The organism is Streptomyces sp. WM4235 (assembly GCF_001279725.1).
Taxonomy (GTDB): Bacteria; Actinomycetota; Actinomycetes; order Streptomycetales; family Streptomycetaceae; genus Streptomyces.
On the sequence record NZ_LGDE01000001.1, the window covers coordinates 88,587 to 106,464 of the forward strand.

At 70.7% G+C, this 17,878-nt stretch carries 17 protein-coding genes; 12 read left to right on the forward strand and 5 right to left on the reverse strand.

Annotated features, from left to right (window positions below; translation table 11 throughout):
- Positions 1-162: 162 nt before the first annotated feature.
- Together ADK55_RS00395 and ADK55_RS00400 are read left to right on the forward strand one after the other, a co-directional pair.
- Positions 163-2,409 (forward strand): ATP-dependent RecD-like DNA helicase, encoded by a 2,247-nt coding sequence (locus ADK55_RS00395; RefSeq protein ID WP_053674771.1) that lies wholly within the window; start codon positions 163-165, stop codon positions 2,407-2,409.
- Between the two features lie 182 nt (positions 2,410-2,591).
- Positions 2,592-3,881, forward strand: coding sequence for a citrate synthase (locus ADK55_RS00400; protein ID WP_031149943.1), 1,290 nt, complete (start codon positions 2,592-2,594; stop codon positions 3,879-3,881).
- Between the two features lie 391 nt (positions 3,882-4,272).
- Here the strand turns inward: ADK55_RS00400 and ADK55_RS00405 are convergent, their stop codons facing one another.
- From ADK55_RS00405 to ADK55_RS00425, 5 genes are all read right to left on the reverse strand, one after another.
- Positions 4,273-6,558, reverse strand: a complete 2,286-nt coding sequence (locus tag ADK55_RS00405) for a heavy metal translocating P-type ATPase (RefSeq protein ID WP_053674772.1) — start codon at positions 6,556-6,558, stop codon at positions 4,273-4,275.
- 90 nt (positions 6,559-6,648) lie between these two features.
- Positions 6,649-6,882 (reverse strand): heavy-metal-associated domain-containing protein, encoded by a 234-nt coding sequence (locus tag ADK55_RS00410; RefSeq protein ID WP_053675008.1) that lies wholly within the window; start codon positions 6,880-6,882, stop codon positions 6,649-6,651.
- A gap of 130 nt (positions 6,883-7,012) precedes the next feature.
- The gene (locus ADK55_RS00415; RefSeq protein ID WP_053674774.1) at positions 7,013-7,213 is read right to left on the reverse strand and encodes a helix-turn-helix transcriptional regulator; all 201 of its coding nucleotides are present in this window, start codon (positions 7,211-7,213) and stop codon (positions 7,013-7,015) included.
- A gap of 303 nt (positions 7,214-7,516) precedes the next feature.
- The gene (locus tag ADK55_RS00420) at positions 7,517-8,530 is read right to left on the reverse strand and encodes a Gfo/Idh/MocA family protein (protein ID WP_053674777.1); all 1,014 of its coding nucleotides are present in this window, start codon (positions 8,528-8,530) and stop codon (positions 7,517-7,519) included.
- A 36-nt stretch (positions 8,531-8,566) separates the two neighbouring features.
- Positions 8,567-9,481, reverse strand: a complete 915-nt coding sequence (locus tag ADK55_RS00425; RefSeq protein ID WP_053674780.1) for a sugar phosphate isomerase/epimerase family protein — start codon at positions 9,479-9,481, stop codon at positions 8,567-8,569.
- A gap of 120 nt (positions 9,482-9,601) precedes the next feature.
- Here ADK55_RS00425 and iolC point away from each other — a divergent pair, with 120 nt between their 5' ends.
- The 10 genes from iolC to ADK55_RS00475 all read left to right on the forward strand — a co-directional run bounded on the left by iolC (position 9,602) and on the right by ADK55_RS00475 (position 17,834).
- The gene (iolC, locus tag ADK55_RS00430) at positions 9,602-10,519 is read left to right on the forward strand and encodes a 5-dehydro-2-deoxygluconokinase (RefSeq protein ID WP_053675010.1); all 918 of its coding nucleotides are present in this window, start codon (positions 9,602-9,604) and stop codon (positions 10,517-10,519) included.
- 14 nt (positions 10,520-10,533) lie between these two features.
- Positions 10,534-11,373 carry a 5-deoxy-glucuronate isomerase gene (gene iolB, locus ADK55_RS00435; protein ID WP_234349837.1) on the forward strand — a complete coding sequence of 280 codons (840 nt, stop codon included), beginning with the start codon at positions 10,534-10,536 and terminating at the stop codon, positions 11,371-11,373.
- A gap of 34 nt (positions 11,374-11,407) precedes the next feature.
- Positions 11,408-13,282 carry a 3D-(3,5/4)-trihydroxycyclohexane-1,2-dione acylhydrolase (decyclizing) gene (gene iolD, locus ADK55_RS00440; protein WP_053674785.1) on the forward strand — a complete coding sequence of 625 codons (1,875 nt, stop codon included), beginning with the start codon at positions 11,408-11,410 and terminating at the stop codon, positions 13,280-13,282.
- Positions 13,283-13,293: 11 nt separating this feature from the next.
- The gene (gene mmsA, locus ADK55_RS00445) at positions 13,294-14,793 is read left to right on the forward strand and encodes a CoA-acylating methylmalonate-semialdehyde dehydrogenase (RefSeq protein ID WP_053674786.1); all 1,500 of its coding nucleotides are present in this window, start codon (positions 13,294-13,296) and stop codon (positions 14,791-14,793) included.
- Positions 14,794-14,927: 134 nt separating this feature from the next.
- Positions 14,928-15,158 carry a hypothetical protein gene (locus ADK55_RS35670; protein WP_078998304.1) on the forward strand — a complete coding sequence of 77 codons (231 nt, stop codon included), beginning with the start codon at positions 14,928-14,930 and terminating at the stop codon, positions 15,156-15,158.
- Positions 15,139-15,663 carry a DUF6879 family protein gene (locus ADK55_RS00450; RefSeq protein WP_053674788.1) on the forward strand — a complete coding sequence of 175 codons (525 nt, stop codon included), beginning with the start codon at positions 15,139-15,141 and terminating at the stop codon, positions 15,661-15,663. Before ADK55_RS35670 ends, ADK55_RS00450 begins: the two co-directional genes overlap by 20 nt.
- Positions 15,664-15,681: 18 nt before the next feature.
- Positions 15,682-16,530, forward strand: a complete 849-nt coding sequence (locus ADK55_RS00455) for a DUF5753 domain-containing protein (protein ID WP_053674790.1) — start codon at positions 15,682-15,684, stop codon at positions 16,528-16,530.
- A gap of 288 nt (positions 16,531-16,818) precedes the next feature.
- On the forward strand, positions 16,819-17,001 hold the full coding sequence (locus ADK55_RS00465; protein WP_053674794.1) for a hypothetical protein: 183 nt from the start codon (positions 16,819-16,821) through the stop codon (positions 16,999-17,001).
- On the forward strand, positions 16,998-17,357 hold the full coding sequence (locus ADK55_RS00470) for a hypothetical protein (RefSeq protein ID WP_053674796.1): 360 nt from the start codon (positions 16,998-17,000) through the stop codon (positions 17,355-17,357). Before ADK55_RS00465 ends, ADK55_RS00470 begins: the two co-directional genes overlap by 4 nt.
- A gap of 45 nt (positions 17,358-17,402) precedes the next feature.
- Positions 17,403-17,834 (forward strand): hypothetical protein, encoded by a 432-nt coding sequence (locus ADK55_RS00475; protein ID WP_324611163.1) that lies wholly within the window; start codon positions 17,403-17,405, stop codon positions 17,832-17,834.
- The last annotated feature ends 44 nt before the right edge of the window (positions 17,835-17,878 follow it).

Genomic DNA, 17,878 nt, shown 5'->3' on the forward strand with positions numbered 1-17,878 from the left:
GTCGGGACTTTCGGGAGGGGATCCGGGGGGATCGGGAAGTCCGACGAGGGAGGGGTAACCGTGAGGGGGTCCGGCCGGAAGGTCGGACCCCCTTCTGGTCGCCCGGCACCCGGTTGTCCACAGGCCCGCCGCGCCGTCGGTGGCGCCCGGTAGCTTTCGGGCATGACTACCACCAACGGAGCGGTGCAACCGGCAGTGGTCGAGGGGGTGCTGGAGCGCATCACCTACGCCAACGAGGAGAGCGGCTACACCGTCGCCCGCGTCGACACGGGACGCGGTTCCGGCGACCTCCTCACCGTCGTCGGATCGCTCCTCGGGGCGCAGCCCGGCGAATCCCTGCGCATGGAGGGCCGCTGGGGCTCCCACCCCCAGTACGGCAGGCAGTTCAGCGTCGAGAACTACTCCACCATCCTTCCCGCGACCATCCAGGGCATCCGGCGCTACCTCGGGTCCGGCCTGATCAAGGGCATCGGGCCGAAGATCGCCGACCGGATCGTGGAGCACTTCGGCCTCGACACCCTGGACGTCATCGAGGAAGCACCCAAACGGCTGATCGAGGTCCCCGGGCTCGGCCCCAAGCGGACGAAGCTGATCGGCGCCGCCTGGGAGGAGCAGAAGGCCATCAAGGAGGTCATGGTCTTCCTCCAGGGAGTCGGCGTCTCCACCTCCATCGCGGTGCGCATCTACAAGAAGTACGGCGACGCCTCCATCTCCGTGGTGCGCAACCAGCCCTACCGGCTCGCCGCCGACGTCTGGGGCATCGGCTTCCTGACCGCCGACCGCATCGCCCAGGCCGTCGGGATCCCGCACGACAGCCCCGAACGGGTCAAGGCCGGGCTCCAGTACGCCCTGTCCCAGTCCACCGACCAGGGCCACTGCTTCCTCCCCGAGGAACGGCTGATCGCCGACGGGGTCAAACTCCTCCAGGTGGACACCGGGCTGGTCATCGACTGCCTCGCCGAACTGGCCGCCGACCCCGAGGGGGTGGTCCGCGAGCCCGTGCCCGACCCCCAGGGCGGTCCGCCCCTCACCGCGGTCTACCTGGTCCCCTTCCACCGGGCCGAACTGTCGCTGGTCGGCCAGGTCCGCCGGCTCCTGCACGCCGAGGAGGACCGGATGCCGGGCTTCCGGGACGTGGACTGGGAGAAGGCCCTGGACTGGCTGGCGGGCCGCACCGGGGCCAAGCTCGCCCCCGAACAGCGCGAGGCGGTCCAACTCGCCCTCACCCGCCGGGTCGCCGTCCTCACCGGCGGCCCCGGCTGCGGGAAGTCCTTCACCGTCCGGTCGATCGTGGAACTGGCCCGCGCGAAGAAGGCCAAGGTGCTGCTGGCCGCGCCCACCGGCCGCGCCGCGAAGCGCCTCTCGGAACTCACCGGGGCCGAGGCCTCCACCGTGCACCGGCTGCTGGAGCTGAAACCCGGCGGGGACGCGGCGTACGACCGGGAGCGCCCGCTGGACGCCGATCTCGTCGTGGTGGACGAGGCCTCGATGCTGGACCTGCTGCTCGCCAACAAACTGGTCAAGGCCGTCGCTCCCGGCGCGCACCTGCTGCTGGTCGGAGACGTGGACCAGCTCCCCTCGGTCGGCGCCGGGGAAGTGCTCCGCGACCTGCTCGCCGAGGGCGGCCCGGTGCCCGCCGTCCGGCTCACCCGGATCTTCCGGCAGGCGCAGCAGTCAGGTGTCGTCACCAACGCGCACCGGATCAACACGGGCGTACCGCCCCTCACCGACGGCCTGCCGGACTTCTTCCTCTTCCCCGAGGAGGACACCGAGGAGGCGGGCCGACTCACGGTGGACGTCGCCGCACGTCGAATTCCGGCCAGATTCGGTCTCGACCCGCGCCGGGACATCCAGGTCCTCGCGCCCATGCACCGGGGTCCGGCCGGCGCCGGGAACCTCAACGCCCTGCTGCAACAGGCCATCACACCGGCCCGCCCCGACCTGCCCGAGAAGAGGTTCGGCGGCCGGGTCTTCCGGGTGGGCGACAAGGTCACCCAGATCCGGAACAACTACGAGAAGGGCGCCAACGGTGTCTTCAACGGCACGGTGGGCGTGGTCACCGCCCTCGACCTGGACGAACAGAAACTGACGGTGCGCACCGAGGAGGACGAGGAGGTCGGCTACGAGTTCGCCGAGCTGGACGAGCTGGCCCACGCGTACGCCGTCACCATCCACCGTTCCCAGGGGAGCGAGTATCCGGCCGTCGTGATCCCCGTCACCACCGGGGCTTGGATGATGCTCCAGCGCAATCTGCTCTACACGGCGGTGACCAGGGCGAAGAAACTGGTCGTCCTGGTCGGGTCACGGAAGGCCCTCGGCCAGGCGGTGCGTACGGTTTCCGCAGGCAGGAGGTACACGGCGGTGGCACCCAGACTGTCCGGCCGGATACCGGTGGGAAACATCACCTAAATGATCGATCATTTGGGGTTCCCGCCGCAGTCCGGAGCGGGCAGGATGAGCAGGTTGGCGGCACTCAGTGCCGCCAAAGCCACCAAAGGCCGACCCCGAGTGCACTCTCCTGCGCCAAATGGGGGAAGGTAGAGGCAGTCAGGGCACCTCGAAGAAGAGGCACTACGTCGGTGAGGGATGACGTGAGCGACAACTCTGTAGTACTCCGGTACGCGGACGGTGAATACACCTACCCGGTGGTCGAGAGCACCGTCGGTGACCAGGGCTTCGACATCTCGAAGCTGCGGGCCCAGACCGGGCTCGTCACCTTGGACAGTGGCTACGGCAACACCGCCGCCTACAAGTCCGCGATTACCTACCTCGACGGCGAGCAGGGAATCCTGCGTTATCGCGGCTACCCGATCGAGCAGCTGGCCGAGCGTTCGACCTTCATCGAGGTCGCGTACCTGCTGATCAACGGGGAGCTGCCGACCGTCGACCAGCTCGCGTCGTTCCGCAACGAGATCACCCAGCACACGCTGCTGCACGAGGACGTCAAGCGGTTCTACGACGGTTTCCCGCGCGACGCGCACCCGATGGCGATGCTGTCCTCCGTGGTCAGCGCACTGTCGACGTTCTACCAGGACAGCCACAACCCGTTCGACGAGAAGCAGCGCCACCTCTCGACGATCCGGCTGCTGGCCAAGCTCCCGACGATCGCCGCGTACGCGTACAAGAAGTCGGTCGGCCACCCCGTGGTCTACCCGCGCAACGACCTCGGCTACGTCGAGAACTTCCTGCGCATGACCTTCTCCGTGCCGGCCCAGGAGTACGACCTGGACCCGGTCGTGGTGTCGGCGCTCGACAAGCTGCTGATCCTGCACGCGGACCACGAGCAGAACTGTTCGACCTCCACCGTGCGTCTGGTCGGCTCCTCGCAGGCGAACATGTTCGCCTCGATCTCCGCCGGCATCTCGGCCCTGTGGGGTCCGCTGCACGGTGGCGCCAACCAGTCCGTTCTGGAGATGCTGGAAGGCATCAAGAACGATGGCGGCGACGTCGACGCCTTCATCCGCAAGGTGAAGAACAAGGAAGACGGCGTCCGCCTCATGGGCTTCGGGCACCGCGTCTACAAGAGCTTCGACCCCCGGGCGAAGATCATCAAGGCGGCGGCCCACGATGTCCTCTCGGCGCTCGGCAAGAGCGACGAGCTGCTCGACATCGCGCTCAAGCTGGAAGAGCACGCGCTGGCCGACGAGTACTTCGTCGAGCGCAACCTCTACCCGAACGTGGACTTCTACACCGGCCTGATCTACCGGGCCATGGGCTTCCCGACCGAGATGTTCACCGTGCTCTTCGCGATCGGCCGCCTTCCCGGCTGGATCGCCCAGTGGCACGAGATGATCAAGGAGCCCGGCTCCCGCATCGGCCGTCCGCGCCAGATCTACACCGGCGAGGTCCTGCGCGACTTCGTTCCGGTCGAGGCCCGCTGACCCGAGGTCAAGAGCCGCGCGAACGTACGAAAAGCGCCCCGCCGTCGATCCCCCCACGGGTCGACGGTCGGGGCGCTTTCCTTTCCCCGGAACGGATTCCCCCCACGGGACCCGAGCCGAGGTGTCGGCGAGGAGTGCCGCGTCGGGGCACTCCAATGGGGCTTTTGCCGGGACCCGTACGGGTCGGGAGGGCCGCTCAAGGCTCCCCGTTGAGCACGCGTCCCGGCCGGCTGATGCCTCGGGACGTCCCCCAAGACCCCCCGCGAACGTCCCCCAAGACGTTCCTGGCACCGCCCCATTAGACCCGTGCAACCGCCGGATGGTTACGTTCGAATCACTGTGATCTGCGTCTCCCGTGAAGGAGATGTGCGCACGGTGCGAAGGTGATCCCCTATCGGAACGACCGCAACCGGAGGCTGTTCGTCACCACGAACACCGAAGAGAAGGCCATCGCCGCACCGGCGATCATGGGGTTGAGCAGGCCGGCCGCCGCCAGGGGCAGCGCCGCCACGTTGTATCCGAAGGCCCAGAACAGGTTGCCCTTGATGGTGGCCAGGGTCCTGCGGGACAGTCGGATCGCGTCCGCCGCCACCCGCAGATCGCCCCGTACGAGCGTCAGGTCGCTCGCCTCGATGGCCGCGTCGGTGCCGGTGCCCATCGCCAGACCCAGGTCGGCCCGGGCGAGCGCGGCGGCGTCGTTGACCCCGTCGCCCACCATGGCGACCGTACGGCCCTGCTCCTGAAGGCGTCGGACCACGTCCACCTTGTCCTGCGGGAGCACCTCGGCGATCACCTCGTCGATGCCCACCTCGGCCGCCACCGCCTCGGCGACGGCCTTGTTGTCGCCGGTCAGCAGGATCGGCGTGAGGCCGAGCGCGCGCAGTCGGGCCACCGCCTCGGCGCTGGTGTCCTTCACGGCGTCGGCCACGGTCAACACCCCGCGGGCCGTCCCGTCCCAGGCGACCAGCACCGGCGTCGCGCCCGCCGCCTCGGCCGCGGCCCTGGCCCCGGCCAGCGACTCCGGCAGGGTGATCCCCCGCTCGGTCAGCAGCCGCTCCCGGCCCACCAGTACGGAGTGTCCGTCCACCACGCCCCGTACGCCGAGCCCCGCCAGGTTCTCGAAACCCTCCGGGACCGGCAGGGCGCCGACCCGCAGCGCCGCGCCGTCGGCCAGGGCGCGGGCGATCGGGTGCTCGGAGGCGTGCTCCAACGAACCGGCCAGGCGCAGCAGTTCCTCCTCGGTGGTGCCCTCGGCGGCGTGCACGCCGGACAGGGTCATCCGGCCGGTGGTGACCGTGCCGGTCTTGTCGAGGACGACGGTGTCCACCCGGCGGGTGGACTCCAGCACCTCGGGGCCCTTGATCAGGATGCCGAGCTGGGCTCCGCGCCCGGTGCCGACCATCAGGGCGGTCGGGGTGGCCAGGCCGAGCGCGCACGGGCAGGCGATGATCAGGACGGCCACGGCGGCGCCGAAGGCGGCGGTCGGGTCGTCGGTGACGAGCAGCCAGGTCACCCAGGTGCCGAGGGCGAGCAGCAGGACGATCGGCACGAAGATCCCGGAGACCCGGTCGGCCAGTCGTTGTACCTCGGCCTTGCCGTTCTGCGCGTCCTCGACCAGCCTCGCCATACGGGCGAGCTGGGTGTCGGAGCCGATCCGGCCGGCCTCGACGACCAGGCGCCCGGAGGTGTTGACGGTGGCGCCGGTGACGGCGTCGCCGACCCCGACGTCCACGGGCACGGACTCGCCGGTCAGCATCGACGCGTCCACGGCGGACGCGCCCTCGACGACGGTGCCGTCGGTGGCGATCTTCTCGCCGGGCCGGACGACGAACCGGTCGCCCACCACGAGCGCGCCCACCGGGATCCGCACCTCGGCGCCCCCGCGCAGCACGGCCACGTCCTTGGCGCCGAGTTCGAGCAGGGCCCGCAGGGCGGCGCCCGCCTTCCGCTTCGAGCGGGCTTCCAGGTAGCGGCCGAGCAGGATGAAGGAGACGACCCCGGCGGCGACCTCCAGATAGATCGCGGAGGAGCCGTCCGTGCGCGAGATGGTGACGTCGAAGCCGTGGCGCATGCCGGGCATGCCGGCGTGCCCGAAGAACAGGGCCCACAGCGACCAGGCGAAGGCGGCCAGGGTGCCGACCGAGACCAGGGTGTCCATGGTGGCCGCACCGTGCCGGGCGTTGGTCCAGGCGGCCTTGTGGAAGGGGAAGCCGCCCCAGACGACCACGGGGGCGGCCAGGGTGAGCGAGAGCCACTGCCAGTTGTCGAACTGGAGGGCGGGGACCATGGCGAGCAGCACCACGGGCAGGGACAGGGCGACGGACACCAGGAGTCGTTGGCGCAGGGCCGACAGCTCGGGGTCGGGCGCGGTCCGCCCGGCGGATTCCGTCGCCGTCGGGGCGGCCGTCGGAACCGGCTCCGGGGGCGGGGGCTCCTGGGCGGTGTAACCGGTCCTGACCACCGTCGCGATCAGGTCGGCCACCCGTACGTCACCCGCGTACGAGACCTTCGCCTTCTCGGTGGCGTAGTTCACCGTGGCGGTGACCCCGTCCATCCGGTTCAGCTTCTTCTCGATGCGGGCCGCGCAGGAGGCGCAGGTCATGCCGCCGATGGTCAGTTCGGTCTCGGTGGTGTCGGCCGCTGTCGCGGGTCCGTCGTGCACTGTGCTGCCGCTCATGTCCGGCTCCGGGGGGAGGGCCGGGTCGTACGGGTCCGGTATGAGTCGGCCGGTACGACCCGGCGGGTGTTGCCGAGGGAGGTGTGGGGCTCAGGCCTGGCCGGCGAGCTCGTAGCCGGCCTCGTCCACGGCGGCTCGCACGGCGTCCTCGTCGAGGGGGGCGGTCGAGATCACCGTGACCTCGCCGGTGGCGGCGACGGCCTTGACGGAGGTCACGCCCGGCAGGGTGGTGAGCTCGCCGGTCACCGCGCCCTCGCAGTGCCCGCAGGTCATGCCGGTCACCCGGTAGACGGTGGTGGTCTGGGTGTCCGTCTCGGCGCTCATGTCGTTCTCCTCATCGGGGGCGTGTGCGGTCGCCGGAAGCGGCGGCGTGTACTCCACCGTGCTCCCGTCACTTCGAGATTATACCCCTAGGGGGTATTGACGCGAGTGTTCTCGACCTCCGTCGACCGTTTCAGTCCTCGCGTCGCCCCCGGTTGCCGGGCCGCCGGGCCACCCAGGCGCGGATGGTGTCGGCGTACCAATAGGGCTTGCCGCCCTCCACGTGGTCCGGGGCCGGGAGCAGTCCGTGCTTGCGGTAGGAGCGCACGGTGTCCGGCTGGACCCGGATGTGCGCGGCGATCTCCTTGTACGACCACAGCTGTCGGTCGCTCATCGACGACACCTCCTTGTCCACGCCGCGGGGCCGGCCGGGAGGCCGTCGGGGGAGCCGGCGCGTGGACAGTGACGATCACTCGGGTTGTGCCCGAAGAACGACGCCGAGTGAGCGCCGGGGAGGGGCTGTCGCGCCCCTGTGACGGAAAACCCGCGAAATCCGGATATGCGTGACACAAGGGCGACCCCCGTGACAGATACGACACGGGGGTCGAGTGGGATGAAATGACCGGTCAACGGTGCGGCGGCCGGCTCACACGGGTCGGCGCCGCACGGGCCGGCGCCACCGGTCGGCGTCGCGGGGTCAGCGGTACAGCGGGGGCCGCTCCACCAACTCCACCGGCGTCCGCACCCCGCCGCGCCCCGCTGCGAGCCCCGCCTCGGACACCGCGGCCGCCGCGTACCCGTCCCACGCGTCGGGCCCGGCCACGCCGCCCCGCGCGGCGGCGGCCACCCACCGCCGCAGCTGCCGGTCGTACGCGTCGGCGAACCGGGTGGTGAAGTCCTGGGTGATCTCCCCACCCCACCGGCCGGCCGACTCCACGACCATCGCGTGGCCGTCACCGATCCGGGCACTGCCGGACTCGCCGACCGCCTCGCACCGGACCTGATAGCCGAAGCCGCAGTTGACGAAGATCTCCACGTCCACCACGGCGCCACCGGACGTCTCGAACAGCACGAAGCGCGGGTCGCTCAGCCCGGGCGGAGCAGCCGCCGAAGGGGTGGGGGACAGGACGGTCACCGCCGTGACCTCCTGGCCCAGCAGCCAGCGGGCCGCGTCCACCTCGTGCACCACGGAATCACTGATCAGCATGTCGCTGGTGAAGAAGGACGGCGAGGAGGCGTTGCGGTGCCGGCAGTGCAGGAACAGCGGCCGCCCGATCCCGCCCGAGTCCAACAGTTCCTTCAGCCGCTCGTACTCGGCGTCGTGGCGCCGCATGAAACCGACCTGGACCAGCCTGCGGCCCAACCGCTGCTCGGCCTCCATGATCCGCAGCGCGCCCGCCGGATCGGGGGTCAGCGGCTTCTCGCACAGCACCGGCAACCCCCGCCGCAGGGCGTGCAGGATCGCCTCCTCGTGCGCCGGACCGGGGGAGGCGATCAGCACGGCGTCCACACCGGGCGCGGCGATGGCGGCCTCCGCGTCGGTGTGCGCGCTCGCGCCGGCCAGGCCGCCCGCGACCTCCTTGACGCGGTCGCCGTCCGGGTCCGCCACCGCCACCACGCGGGCCCCACCGACCGTCCGGCCGATGCGACGGACGTGGTCGGCGCCCATCCTGCCGGTGCCGATCACGGCGATGCCGAGCGAGTCGGTCATGTCGCATCCTCTCAAAAGGGTCAGCCTCTCAAAGGGTCAGCGCGCGCCACAGGAGCGCAGGTGGGAGCGGGTCCGGCGGGCGATCGGCAGCGGCCGGTCCGGCGAACACGGGTACATGTCCTGCTCGACGATCGCGAACAGGTCCACGTCGAGGGCCTGCGCCGCCGCCAGCACCGGCTCCAGCGCGGGCACCCCCGAGGGCGGCTCGCACATCACCCCGCGGGCGACGGCCGGCCCGAAGGGCAGCCCCTGCGCCACGACCTCGGCGAGGACCGCCGGATCCACCTGCTTCAGATGCAGGTAGCCGATCCGCTCCCCGAAGGTCTCGATGGCCCGGACGCTGTCCCCGCCGCAGTACGCGTAGTGCCCCGTGTCCAGGCAGAGGGAGACCAGCGCGGGATCCGTCGCGTCGAGGAACCGGGCGACGTTCTCCGGGGTGTCGATGTGCGTGTCGGCGTGCGGGTGGACGACGATCCGCAACCCGTAGCGGTCCCGGACCTCCCGCCCCAGCCGCTCCGTCTGGGCGGCCAGATCACGCCATTGACCGGGCGTCAGCGTGCGGTCCTCCAGCACCTCGCCGGTCTTGTCGTCGCGCCAGAACGAGGGGATGACGACGAGATGGGCCGCGCCCATGTCCCGGGTGAGCGCCGCGATCCGCGACACGTGCTCCCAGGTCTCCTCCCAGACGGCGGGGCCGTGATGGAGTCCGGTGAAGACGGTGCCCGCGGACACCCGCAGGCCGCGCCCGGCCGTCTCCTCCGCGAGACGGACGGGATCGGTGGGCAGGTAGCCGTACGGGCCGAGTTCGATCCACTCGTACCCGGCGTCCGCGACCTCGTCGAGGAAGCGGTCCCAGGGGGTCTGCCGGGGATCCTCGGGGAACCAGACACCCCAGGAGTCCGGAGCCGAACCGACACGGATACGGGTCAACGTGGGCGGGGAGGACGTCATGGCGGCCACCTTAGGGTGCGAGGCTCGACGGGACGGGAAAGAAGAGGTCCGGGGGAAAGAGGAGACGTGACGGACGTGCCGGTGAACGCCGCGGAGGGGTCCGCGTTCGACCTGATCACGATGGGCCGGATCGGGGTGGATCTCTACCCGCTGAGAACGGGGGTACCGCTCGCCGAGGTCGACGCCTTCGGCAAGTTCCTCGGCGGCTCCCCGAGCAACGTCGCCGTGGCGGCGGCCCGGTTGGGGCGGCGGGTGGCGGTGATCACCCGCACCGGTGCGGACCCCTTCGGGGCGTACCTGCGGGCCGAGCTGCGGGGGTTCGGCGTGGACGACCGCTGGGCGACCGAGGTCGCCGCGTACCCGACGCCCGTCACCTTCTGCGAGATCTTCCCGCCCGACCACTTCCCGCTGTACTTCTACCGGCTCCCCAAGGCCCCCGACCTGGAGATCGCACCCGACGAGGTGGACCTGGCGGCCGTACGCGCGGCCCGGGTGTTCTGGATGACGGGGACGGGCCTGAGCGCGGAGCCGAGCCGGAGCGCGACCCTGGCGGCGCTGGAGGCCCGCTCGAAGTCCGGGACGACCGTCTTCGACCTGGACTGGCGGCCGATGCTGTGGGAGGGGGAACCGGGGCCCTGGTACGAACGCGCCCTGGCGCTCGCGACGGTGGCCGTCGGGAACACCGCGGAGTGCGAGATCGCCACCGGCGAGAGCGAGCCGTACGCCGCCGCCCGGGCACTGCTGGCGGCCGGCGTGGAACTGGCCGTCGTCAAACGCGGCCCCGCCGGCGTCCTGGCCGTCCACCGGGACGGGGCCGCCGTCGAACTGCCGCCGGTCGCCGTGGAGGTGGTGAACGGCCTCGGCGCGGGCGACGCGTTCGGCGGCGCGCTGTGCCACGGGCTGCTCGCCGGGTGGAAGCTGGAACAGGTGCTGCGGTACGCGAACGCGGCCGGGGCCATCGTGGCCTCGCGGCTGGCCTGCTCCACGGCCATGCCGTACGCCGAAGAGGTCGAGGAGGTGCTGGGATCGTGGCGGTGACCGTGTCGCACGACATGACGCTGACCGCGCTGCGGGTGGTGGAACTCGCCCCGGGCGAGACGCACGCGCACGCGTGCGGTGACCACGAGTGGATCGTCCTCCCGCTGGCGGGAGGGTGCGTGGTGCGGTGCGCCGAGCCCGCCGCCCTCGGCGCCGCGACGGACCGGACCCGTGAACGGGTCTTCGCACTGCGCGGCCGCGCGAGCGTGTTCCGCGCGGTCACCGACTTCGCGTACCTGCCCCGGGACGGCCACGCCTCGATCGAATCCGCAGACGGGGGCCGCTTCGCCCTCGTCGGGGCGCGCTGCGAGAAGACGCTGCCCGCCCGGTACGGACCCGCCCGCGAGGTCCCGGTCGAACTCCGGGGCGCCGGCACCTGCTCCCGCCAGGTCAACAACTTCGCCGCCGCCGACGTCTTCGAGTGCGACCGGCTCATCGCCGTCGAGGTCCTCACCCCCGGCGGGAACTGGTCCTCGTACCCGCCCCACAAGCACGACGAGCACCGCCCCGGCCGGGAGTCCCGGCTTGAGGAGATCTACTACTTCGAGATCGCCCCGCACGACGGCGCCCCCGGCCTCGGCTACCAGCGTGTCTCCCCCTCGCCGGCCGGGAAGACCGACATCCTCACCGAGGTGAGGACCGGAGACGCCGTGCTCATCCCCGACGGCTGGCACGGGCCGTCCATCGCGGCGCCCGGGCACGACATGTACTACCTGAACGTGATGGCCGGACCCGACCGGACCAGGGAGTGGCTGATCAGCGACCACCCCGACCACGGCTGGATCCGGGACACCTGGGCCGGCCAGGACATCGACCCCCGGCTGCCGTTCCACCGCGCGGAGGACGCCGTATGACCGGGCCCGCCCGCCACCGAGGGGAGGACGCCCCATGACCGTCAGGCTGACCGTCGCCCAGGCCCTGCTGCGGTTCCTGTCCGCCCAGTACACCGAGCGGGACGGCCGCCGCCGGCGGCTGATCGCCGCGACCTGGGGGATCTTCGGACACGGGAACGTCGCCGGGATCGGGCAGGCACTGCTGGAGAGCGGACCGGAGCGGATGCCGTTCCTCCAGGGCCGCAACGAACAGGCCATGGTGCACGCCGCCGTCGGCTACGCCCGCCAGAGCGGACGTCTGTCCACCCACGCCGTGACCACCTCCATCGGGCCCGGCGCCACCAACCTCGTCACCGGGGCGGCCCTGGCCACCGTCAACCGGCTCCCGGTGCTCCTCCTGCCCGGCGACACCTTCGCCACCCGACCCGCCGACCCCGTGCTCCAGCAGCTGGAGGTCCCCTGGGCCGGCGACGTCTCCGTCAACGACACCCTGCGGCCCGTGTCCCGCCACTTCGACCGGATCAGCCGCCCGGAGGCCCTGATCCCCGCCGCCCTCCAGGCCGTACGGGTGCTCACCGACCCCGTGCAGACCGGCGCCGTGACCCTCGCCCTGCCCCAGGACGTACAGGCCGAGGCGTACGAATGGCCCGAGGAGTTCTTCGCCGACCGGGTGTGGCGGGTGCGCCGGCCCCGACCCGACCGGGACGAACTCGCCGAGGCCGCCGAGGCCGTACGCGCCGCCGCCCGCCCCCTGCTCGTGGCCGGCGGCGGGATCCGGCACAGCGCCGCCGGGGCGGCCCTCGCGGAGTTCGCCGAGGCCACCGGGATCCCCGTCGCCGTCACCCAGGCCGGCAAGGGCTCCCTCGCGCACGACCACCCCGCCGGCGTGGGCGCCATCGGGCACACCGGGACGGCCACCGCCGACTCCCTCGCCCGGGAAGCCGACCTGGTGATCGCCGCGGGAACCCGGCTGACCGACTTCACCACCGCCTCCGCGACCCTGTTCCGCGACCCCGGGGTCCGCTTCCTCGGGCTGAACCTCGACCCGTACGACGCCCACAAACTCGCCGCGAAGGCGCTGGTCTGCGACGCCCGGACCGGCCTGGAGGAACTCCGCGAGGCCGTCGCCGGGTACCGCGTGGACCCCGCCTACGAGGCGGCCTACCAGGACGGCACCCGGCAGTGGGAACGGCTCGTCGACCGGGCGTGGCAGACCCCCGACGAGGACGCCGTCCCGACCCAGGCCCAGGCGCTGGGCCTGCTCGACTCCCTCGTCGACGCCTCCGACATCCTGATCAACGCCGCCGGCTCGCTCCCCGGCGACCTGCACCGACTGTGGCGACCCCGCTCCGCCGACCAGTACCACGTCGAGTACGGATACTCCTGCATGGGCTACGAGATCCCCGCCGCGATCGGCGTGGCCCTCGCGGCGCCCGGCCGCCCGGTGTGGGCGCTCGTCGGCGACGGCACGTACCTGATGAACCCGACCGAACTCGTCACGGCGGTCCAGGAGGGAATCCCGATCAAGGTGGTGATCCTCGACAACCACGGCTACGCCTCGATCGGCGGGCTGTCGCACGCGGTGGGCGGCGAGGGCTTCGGGACCGCCTACCGCTTCCGCGGGCCGGACGGCGCGTACGACGGCGAGCCCCTGCCCGTGGACCTCGCGCTGAACGCGGCCTCCCTCGGCATGGTGGTGATCTCCGCCCGCACCATCGGTGACCTGCGAAAAGCTCTCGCGGAGGCACGGGGGAGCGACCGCCCCACATGTGTCTACGCGCAGACCCGAACACCCGACACTGTGTCGGGCCCACCCCCGGCACAGGCGTGGTGGGATGTTCCCGTGGCCGAGACCGCGACCCGATCGTCGGCGGCCCTGGCCCGTGAAGAGTACGACCGGCAAGCCGCGCAGCGACGTCGCCATCTGTGAAGGAGCAAGGCATGAAGACCGTCAACCACTGGATCGGTGGCAAGACCGTCGAGGGCGCGTCGGGCAACTACGGCCCGGTCACCGACCCGGCCACCGGCGAGGTCACCACCCAGGTCGCGCTCGCGTCGAGCGCCGAGGTCGACGCGGCGGTCGCCGTCGCGAAGGAGGCCTTCCTGTCCTGGGGCCAGTCCTCCCTGGCCGCCCGGACCAAGGTGCTGTTCGCCTACCGCGCCCTCCTGGACGCCAACCGCGACGCCATCGCCGAACTGATCACCGCCGAGCACGGCAAGGTGCACTCGGACGCGCTCGGCGAGGTGGCCCGCGGCCTGGAGATCGTCGAGCTGGCCTGCGGGATCACCACGCAGCTCAAGGGCGAGCTGTCCACGTCGGTGTCCAACCGGGTGGACGTCTCCTCGATCCGCCAGCCGATCGGCGTGGTCGCCGGCATCACCCCCTTCAACTTCCCGGCGATGGTGCCGATGTGGATGTTCCCGTTGGCCGTGGCCTGCGGCAACACCTTCATCCTCAAGCCCAGCGAGAAGGACCCCTCGGCGTCCAACAAGCTGGCCGAGCTGGCCACGGAAGCCGGCCTGCCGGCGGGCGTGCTGAACGTGGTCCACGGAGACAAGGTCGCCGTCGACGCGCTGCTCGCCCACCCCGACATCGCGGCCGTGTCCTTCGTCGGCTCCACCCCGATCGCCCGCCACATCCACACCACCGCCTCCGCCAACGGCAAGCGCGTCCAGGCCCTCGGCGGCGCCAAGAACCACATGCTGGTCCTCCCCGACGCCGACCTGGACGCCGCCGCCGACGCGGCCGTCTCCGCCGCCTACGGCTCCGCCGGCGAACGCTGCATGGCGATCTCCGCCGTCGTCGCCGTCGGCGCCATCGCCGACACGCTGGTGGAGAAGATCCGCGAGCGCGCCGAGAAGATCAAGATCGGCCCCGGCAACGACCCCACCTCCGAGATGGGCCCGCTGATCACCGCCGCCCACCGCGACAAGGTCGCCTCGTACGTCAAGGGCGCGGCCGCGCAGGGCGCCGACGTGGTCCTGGACGGCACCGGCTACACGGTCGAGGGCAACGAGAACGGCCACTGGATCGGCCTGTCACTGCTCGACGACGTCAAGACCGACTCCGACGCCTACCGCGACGAGATCTTCGGCCCGGTGCTGTGCGTCCTGCGCACGGAGACCTACGAGGAGGGCGTCGCCCTCATCAACGCCTCGCCGTTCGGCAACGGCACCGCGATCTTCACCCGCGACGGCGGCGCGGCCCGCCGCTTCCAGCTGGAGATCCAGGCGGGCATGGTCGGCGTGAACGTCCCGATCCCCGTGCCGGTGGGCTACCACTCGTTCGGCGGCTGGAAGGACTCCCTCTTCGGGGACCACCACATCTACGGCAACGACGGCATCCACTTCTACACCCGGGGCAAGGTCGTCACCACCCGCTGGCCGGACCCCTCCGACGCCCCGGCGGGCGTCGACCTGGGCTTCCCCCGCAACCACTGACGCCACCAACCCAGAACCCCCGGCCACCCCTCACCGGCCGGGGGTTTCTGCTGTTCCGGCACCCTTGACCGTCTCGATCCGTCAGGGTGAGAGTCGTGCAACCATGCGCAACGCGCTCGACAGGGAGGGACACCATGGCCTTACGGTTCGTCGGTAAAGATCCTGAGTCTGGAGATCACGGATGCCCGGCCGTGTGGGTGGACGACGACCGCCGCATCCTCGTGCAGGGGAAGCAGGCGGGCAGCGACACTCTCGCCGAGGCATCGGCTGACTCGCCCCGATCCGCTGATGAAACCTTGATCGTCCTTGAGCCCAGGATGATCCCGCTCCTCAAGGAGGCCATTCGTGTCGCAGAGTCTGACTGACTTCTCCGACCTCATCAGGTCGGTCCAGAAGTCGGCCGTTCATCTGGAGATGCGAGACGGGTACGGCGTCGACAACGAGATCGACGGCTTCGCCGACTGGAAGAACGGGCACCGGCTCGACCCGGACGACCGCGCGTCCTGGTGGCGTCCGTGGCTCGACCTCGTCCAGGAGGTCACGGCCAAGGGGGTGCTGATCCGCAGGGCCCGCGTGGTCTCGGAGCCGGTCAGCGACTACATCGCGTTCGAGCACTCCTTCACCTTCACCAACGTGGCCGCCGGTGAGCAGGTCCGCTGGCTTCCCCGCAGGCAGGCGTCAGACCTTGCCCTTCCGGGCAATGACTTCTGGCTGTTCGATGGGAAGCTCGTCCAGTTCAACATCTTCGATGGGGTCGGCCGGTGGGTGCACACCGACCAGACGGAAGACCCTGCCGTAGCCGCGCACTGCGTGGCAGCGTTCGAGGCCGTGTGGGAACGCGGCATCCCGCACGAGAAGTACACCGTCTGATCACTGGCTGGTCAGTTCATGCCCTCTTCCCCGCTCTCCACAGCCCAAGCAGCACGGGCCGCCGTGGCCACCCGCCTGCAAGAGCTGATGAAAGACGCCGGGCTCTCAGGGCATGACCTGGCCGTCCGGTGCGGCTGGCACCGAGCCAAGTCATCCCGCATCGCCCGAGGTCTCTCGTGGCCTTCCGATGCAGACATCCGCGCTTGGTGCGCGGCCTGCGGTGCCGCAGACCAGGCAGCCGACATAATCGCGGCCTCCCGAAACGCAGAGTCCATGTACGTCGAGTGGAAGCAGATCCACCGCGACGGCATGCGCCGCATCCACGAGAAGACGACGCCGCTCTACCAGCGGACCCGCTCATTTCGCGTGTACGCGTCGAACGTGGTGCCGGGCATGCTCCAGACCGCCGGGTACGCCACAGGGCTCCTCAAAGCAATCACGACCTTCCAGGGGACCCCCGACGACGTAGCCGACGCCGTACGGGCCAGGCAGGCCCGATCCAAGGTCATCAGGGAAGGTGACCACCGCTTCGCGATCCTTCTGGAAGAGACCGTTCTCTACTACCGCGTCTCGGACGATGCGGCCATGCGTGAGCAGCTGGAGCACTTGCTCGCAGTCATGGGTCAGCAGAACGTATCCCTTGGCGTCATCCCGGCCCGCGCCCGCCGGACCGTGTGGCCGCTCGAAGCGTTCTACGCCTTCGACGACCAACGGGTAGCCGTCGAGACCCTCACCGCAGAGATCAACCTGACAGCGCCCGGGGAGATCAAGACCTACCTGCGGGCCTTCGCGGACCTGTCCGGCATCGCCGTGCGCGGAACGCCGGCCAGGGACCTGATCGCCAAGGCGATCAACGCACTTGAGTGAATCCGTGCAACAGCTTGCAACAACGTGGAGCTGTGCCTAGCCCCCTCCCTACGGTCATCACATCGACCTCGCAGCCATCGGGAGGGGTGCTGTGGCCATCGTGGAGACGGACGCACTCGAACGGCATGTCGCACGCAAGTTTCCGCACCCCTGGGCCCTGGCCCCGGAGACCTGCGGGAAGTGCCAGAGGTGGGCTCGGCAGCGTGCTCAGGCGAAGGGCCCCCTGTCCGGCACGGTCGTCACGGACATGAACGTCCTGATCCGGCGCCACGCAGCCCGAGGACACCAGTGAGAGCCATAGCCGCAGCCGTAGACCAGAGCCAGTGGCCGGAGCCCGACGACTGTGGAGTCTGTATCGCGCTGGACGTCGAGCGGCTCGAAGCCTACGACGAGAGCGATTGGCCGACCGTCGCCCAGTGCAACGCCGAGATCCTCAACCACCCGCACTTGCGACGCCGGAGCGGCGCGTGAAGATCACCCTTCCTGATGCCACCCCCTGGTACTGCGGGGCGTACACGTTCCTGCCGCTCGAAGCAGTCGAGACCCACCGCCGCATCACCGGCCGAGACCTGTCGGACTACATGGTCGAGTGCGTCCGTGACCAGGGCCACGAGGGCGAGCGCAGCGGAACGATCAAAGGTTCCGGGGCCTTCCACTGGGAAGCCGAGCACGCCATCAAGCGGCGCGCTGATCGCCACAGACTCCCGCCCCTTGTGGGGGCGGGTGCCCATGCCGGCCGCAGCTTGAAAGGAGGTGCATCCATGGCCGACCCCGGAGACGAGGGCGACGGCGGCGGAGCGAAGTGGCCGCCCCCGCCTGCCGCGTAACCAGTCCCCACCCGTCAAGAGAGAGGGAATCTCACTGTGACGACCATGCTGGAAACCCTCGTCGCCTTACGGCGCGGGCGAGACCTCGTCAGTCCCGAGCTGTTCGAGAAGGTCTCTGAGTTCTGCGCGGAGGAGTACGGACACGAGCTGTCCACCGCCCGCAGGATCGTGGACCAGGCCCTTGCCTTCCTCAAGGTCATGGGCGACACCCGCGCGTTCGACATGACCCCGTCGGACGCCGTTGACCCCGGGTGGCACTCGTTCGTCCTCCACACACAGGCGTACGCCTCGTGGTGCGAGGAGCAGTTCGGGTTCTTCCTCGGGCACGAGCCGAAGGCCACCGTCCGCACGCGGCCCCTGATCGGTTCTGTGGTGGACCGCGTCAAGGACGCGGGCTTCTTCGTCGACGACCGGCTGTGGGGTGCCGCGAAGGACTGCAACCCCCCGGCCTGCTGCGGCGACGGCGACGGCTGCTGATCAACCCGAGAGATGAGCCCCGGGCGCGGCAAAGGCGCCCGGGG

Excerpts from the sequence above, each read along its gene's own strand:
- iolD (WP_053674785.1), top strand. The coding sequence starts at position 11,408 with ATGACCGTCAGGCTGACCGTCGCCCAGGCCCTGCTGCGGTTCCTGTCC.
- ADK55_RS00455 (WP_053674790.1), top strand. The coding sequence starts at position 15,682 with ATGCCCTCTTCCCCGCTCTCCACAGCCCAAGCAGCACGGGCCGCCGTG.
- mmsA (WP_053674786.1), top strand. The coding sequence starts at position 13,294 with ATGAAGACCGTCAACCACTGGATCGGTGGCAAGACCGTCGAGGGCGCG.
- ADK55_RS00415 (WP_053674774.1), bottom strand. The coding sequence starts at position 7,213 with ATGAGCGACCGACAGCTGTGGTCGTACAAGGAGATCGCCGCGCACATC.
- iolB (WP_234349837.1), top strand. The coding sequence starts at position 10,534 with ATGACGCTGACCGCGCTGCGGGTGGTGGAACTCGCCCCGGGCGAGACG.
- ADK55_RS00405 (WP_053674772.1), bottom strand. The coding sequence starts at position 6,558 with ATGAGCGGCAGCACAGTGCACGACGGACCCGCGACAGCGGCCGACACC.
- ADK55_RS00410 (WP_053675008.1), bottom strand. The coding sequence starts at position 6,882 with ATGAGCGCCGAGACGGACACCCAGACCACCACCGTCTACCGGGTGACC.
- iolC (WP_053675010.1), top strand. The coding sequence starts at position 9,602 with ATGGGCCGGATCGGGGTGGATCTCTACCCGCTGAGAACGGGGGTACCG.
- ADK55_RS00425 (WP_053674780.1), bottom strand. The coding sequence starts at position 9,481 with ATGACGTCCTCCCCGCCCACGTTGACCCGTATCCGTGTCGGTTCGGCT.
- ADK55_RS00475 (WP_324611163.1), top strand. The coding sequence starts at position 17,403 with ATGCTGGAAACCCTCGTCGCCTTACGGCGCGGGCGAGACCTCGTCAGT.
- ADK55_RS00420 (WP_053674777.1), bottom strand. The coding sequence starts at position 8,530 with ATGACCGACTCGCTCGGCATCGCCGTGATCGGCACCGGCAGGATGGGC.
- ADK55_RS00395 (WP_053674771.1), top strand. The coding sequence starts at position 163 with ATGACTACCACCAACGGAGCGGTGCAACCGGCAGTGGTCGAGGGGGTG.
- ADK55_RS35670 (WP_078998304.1), top strand. The coding sequence starts at position 14,928 with ATGGCCTTACGGTTCGTCGGTAAAGATCCTGAGTCTGGAGATCACGGA.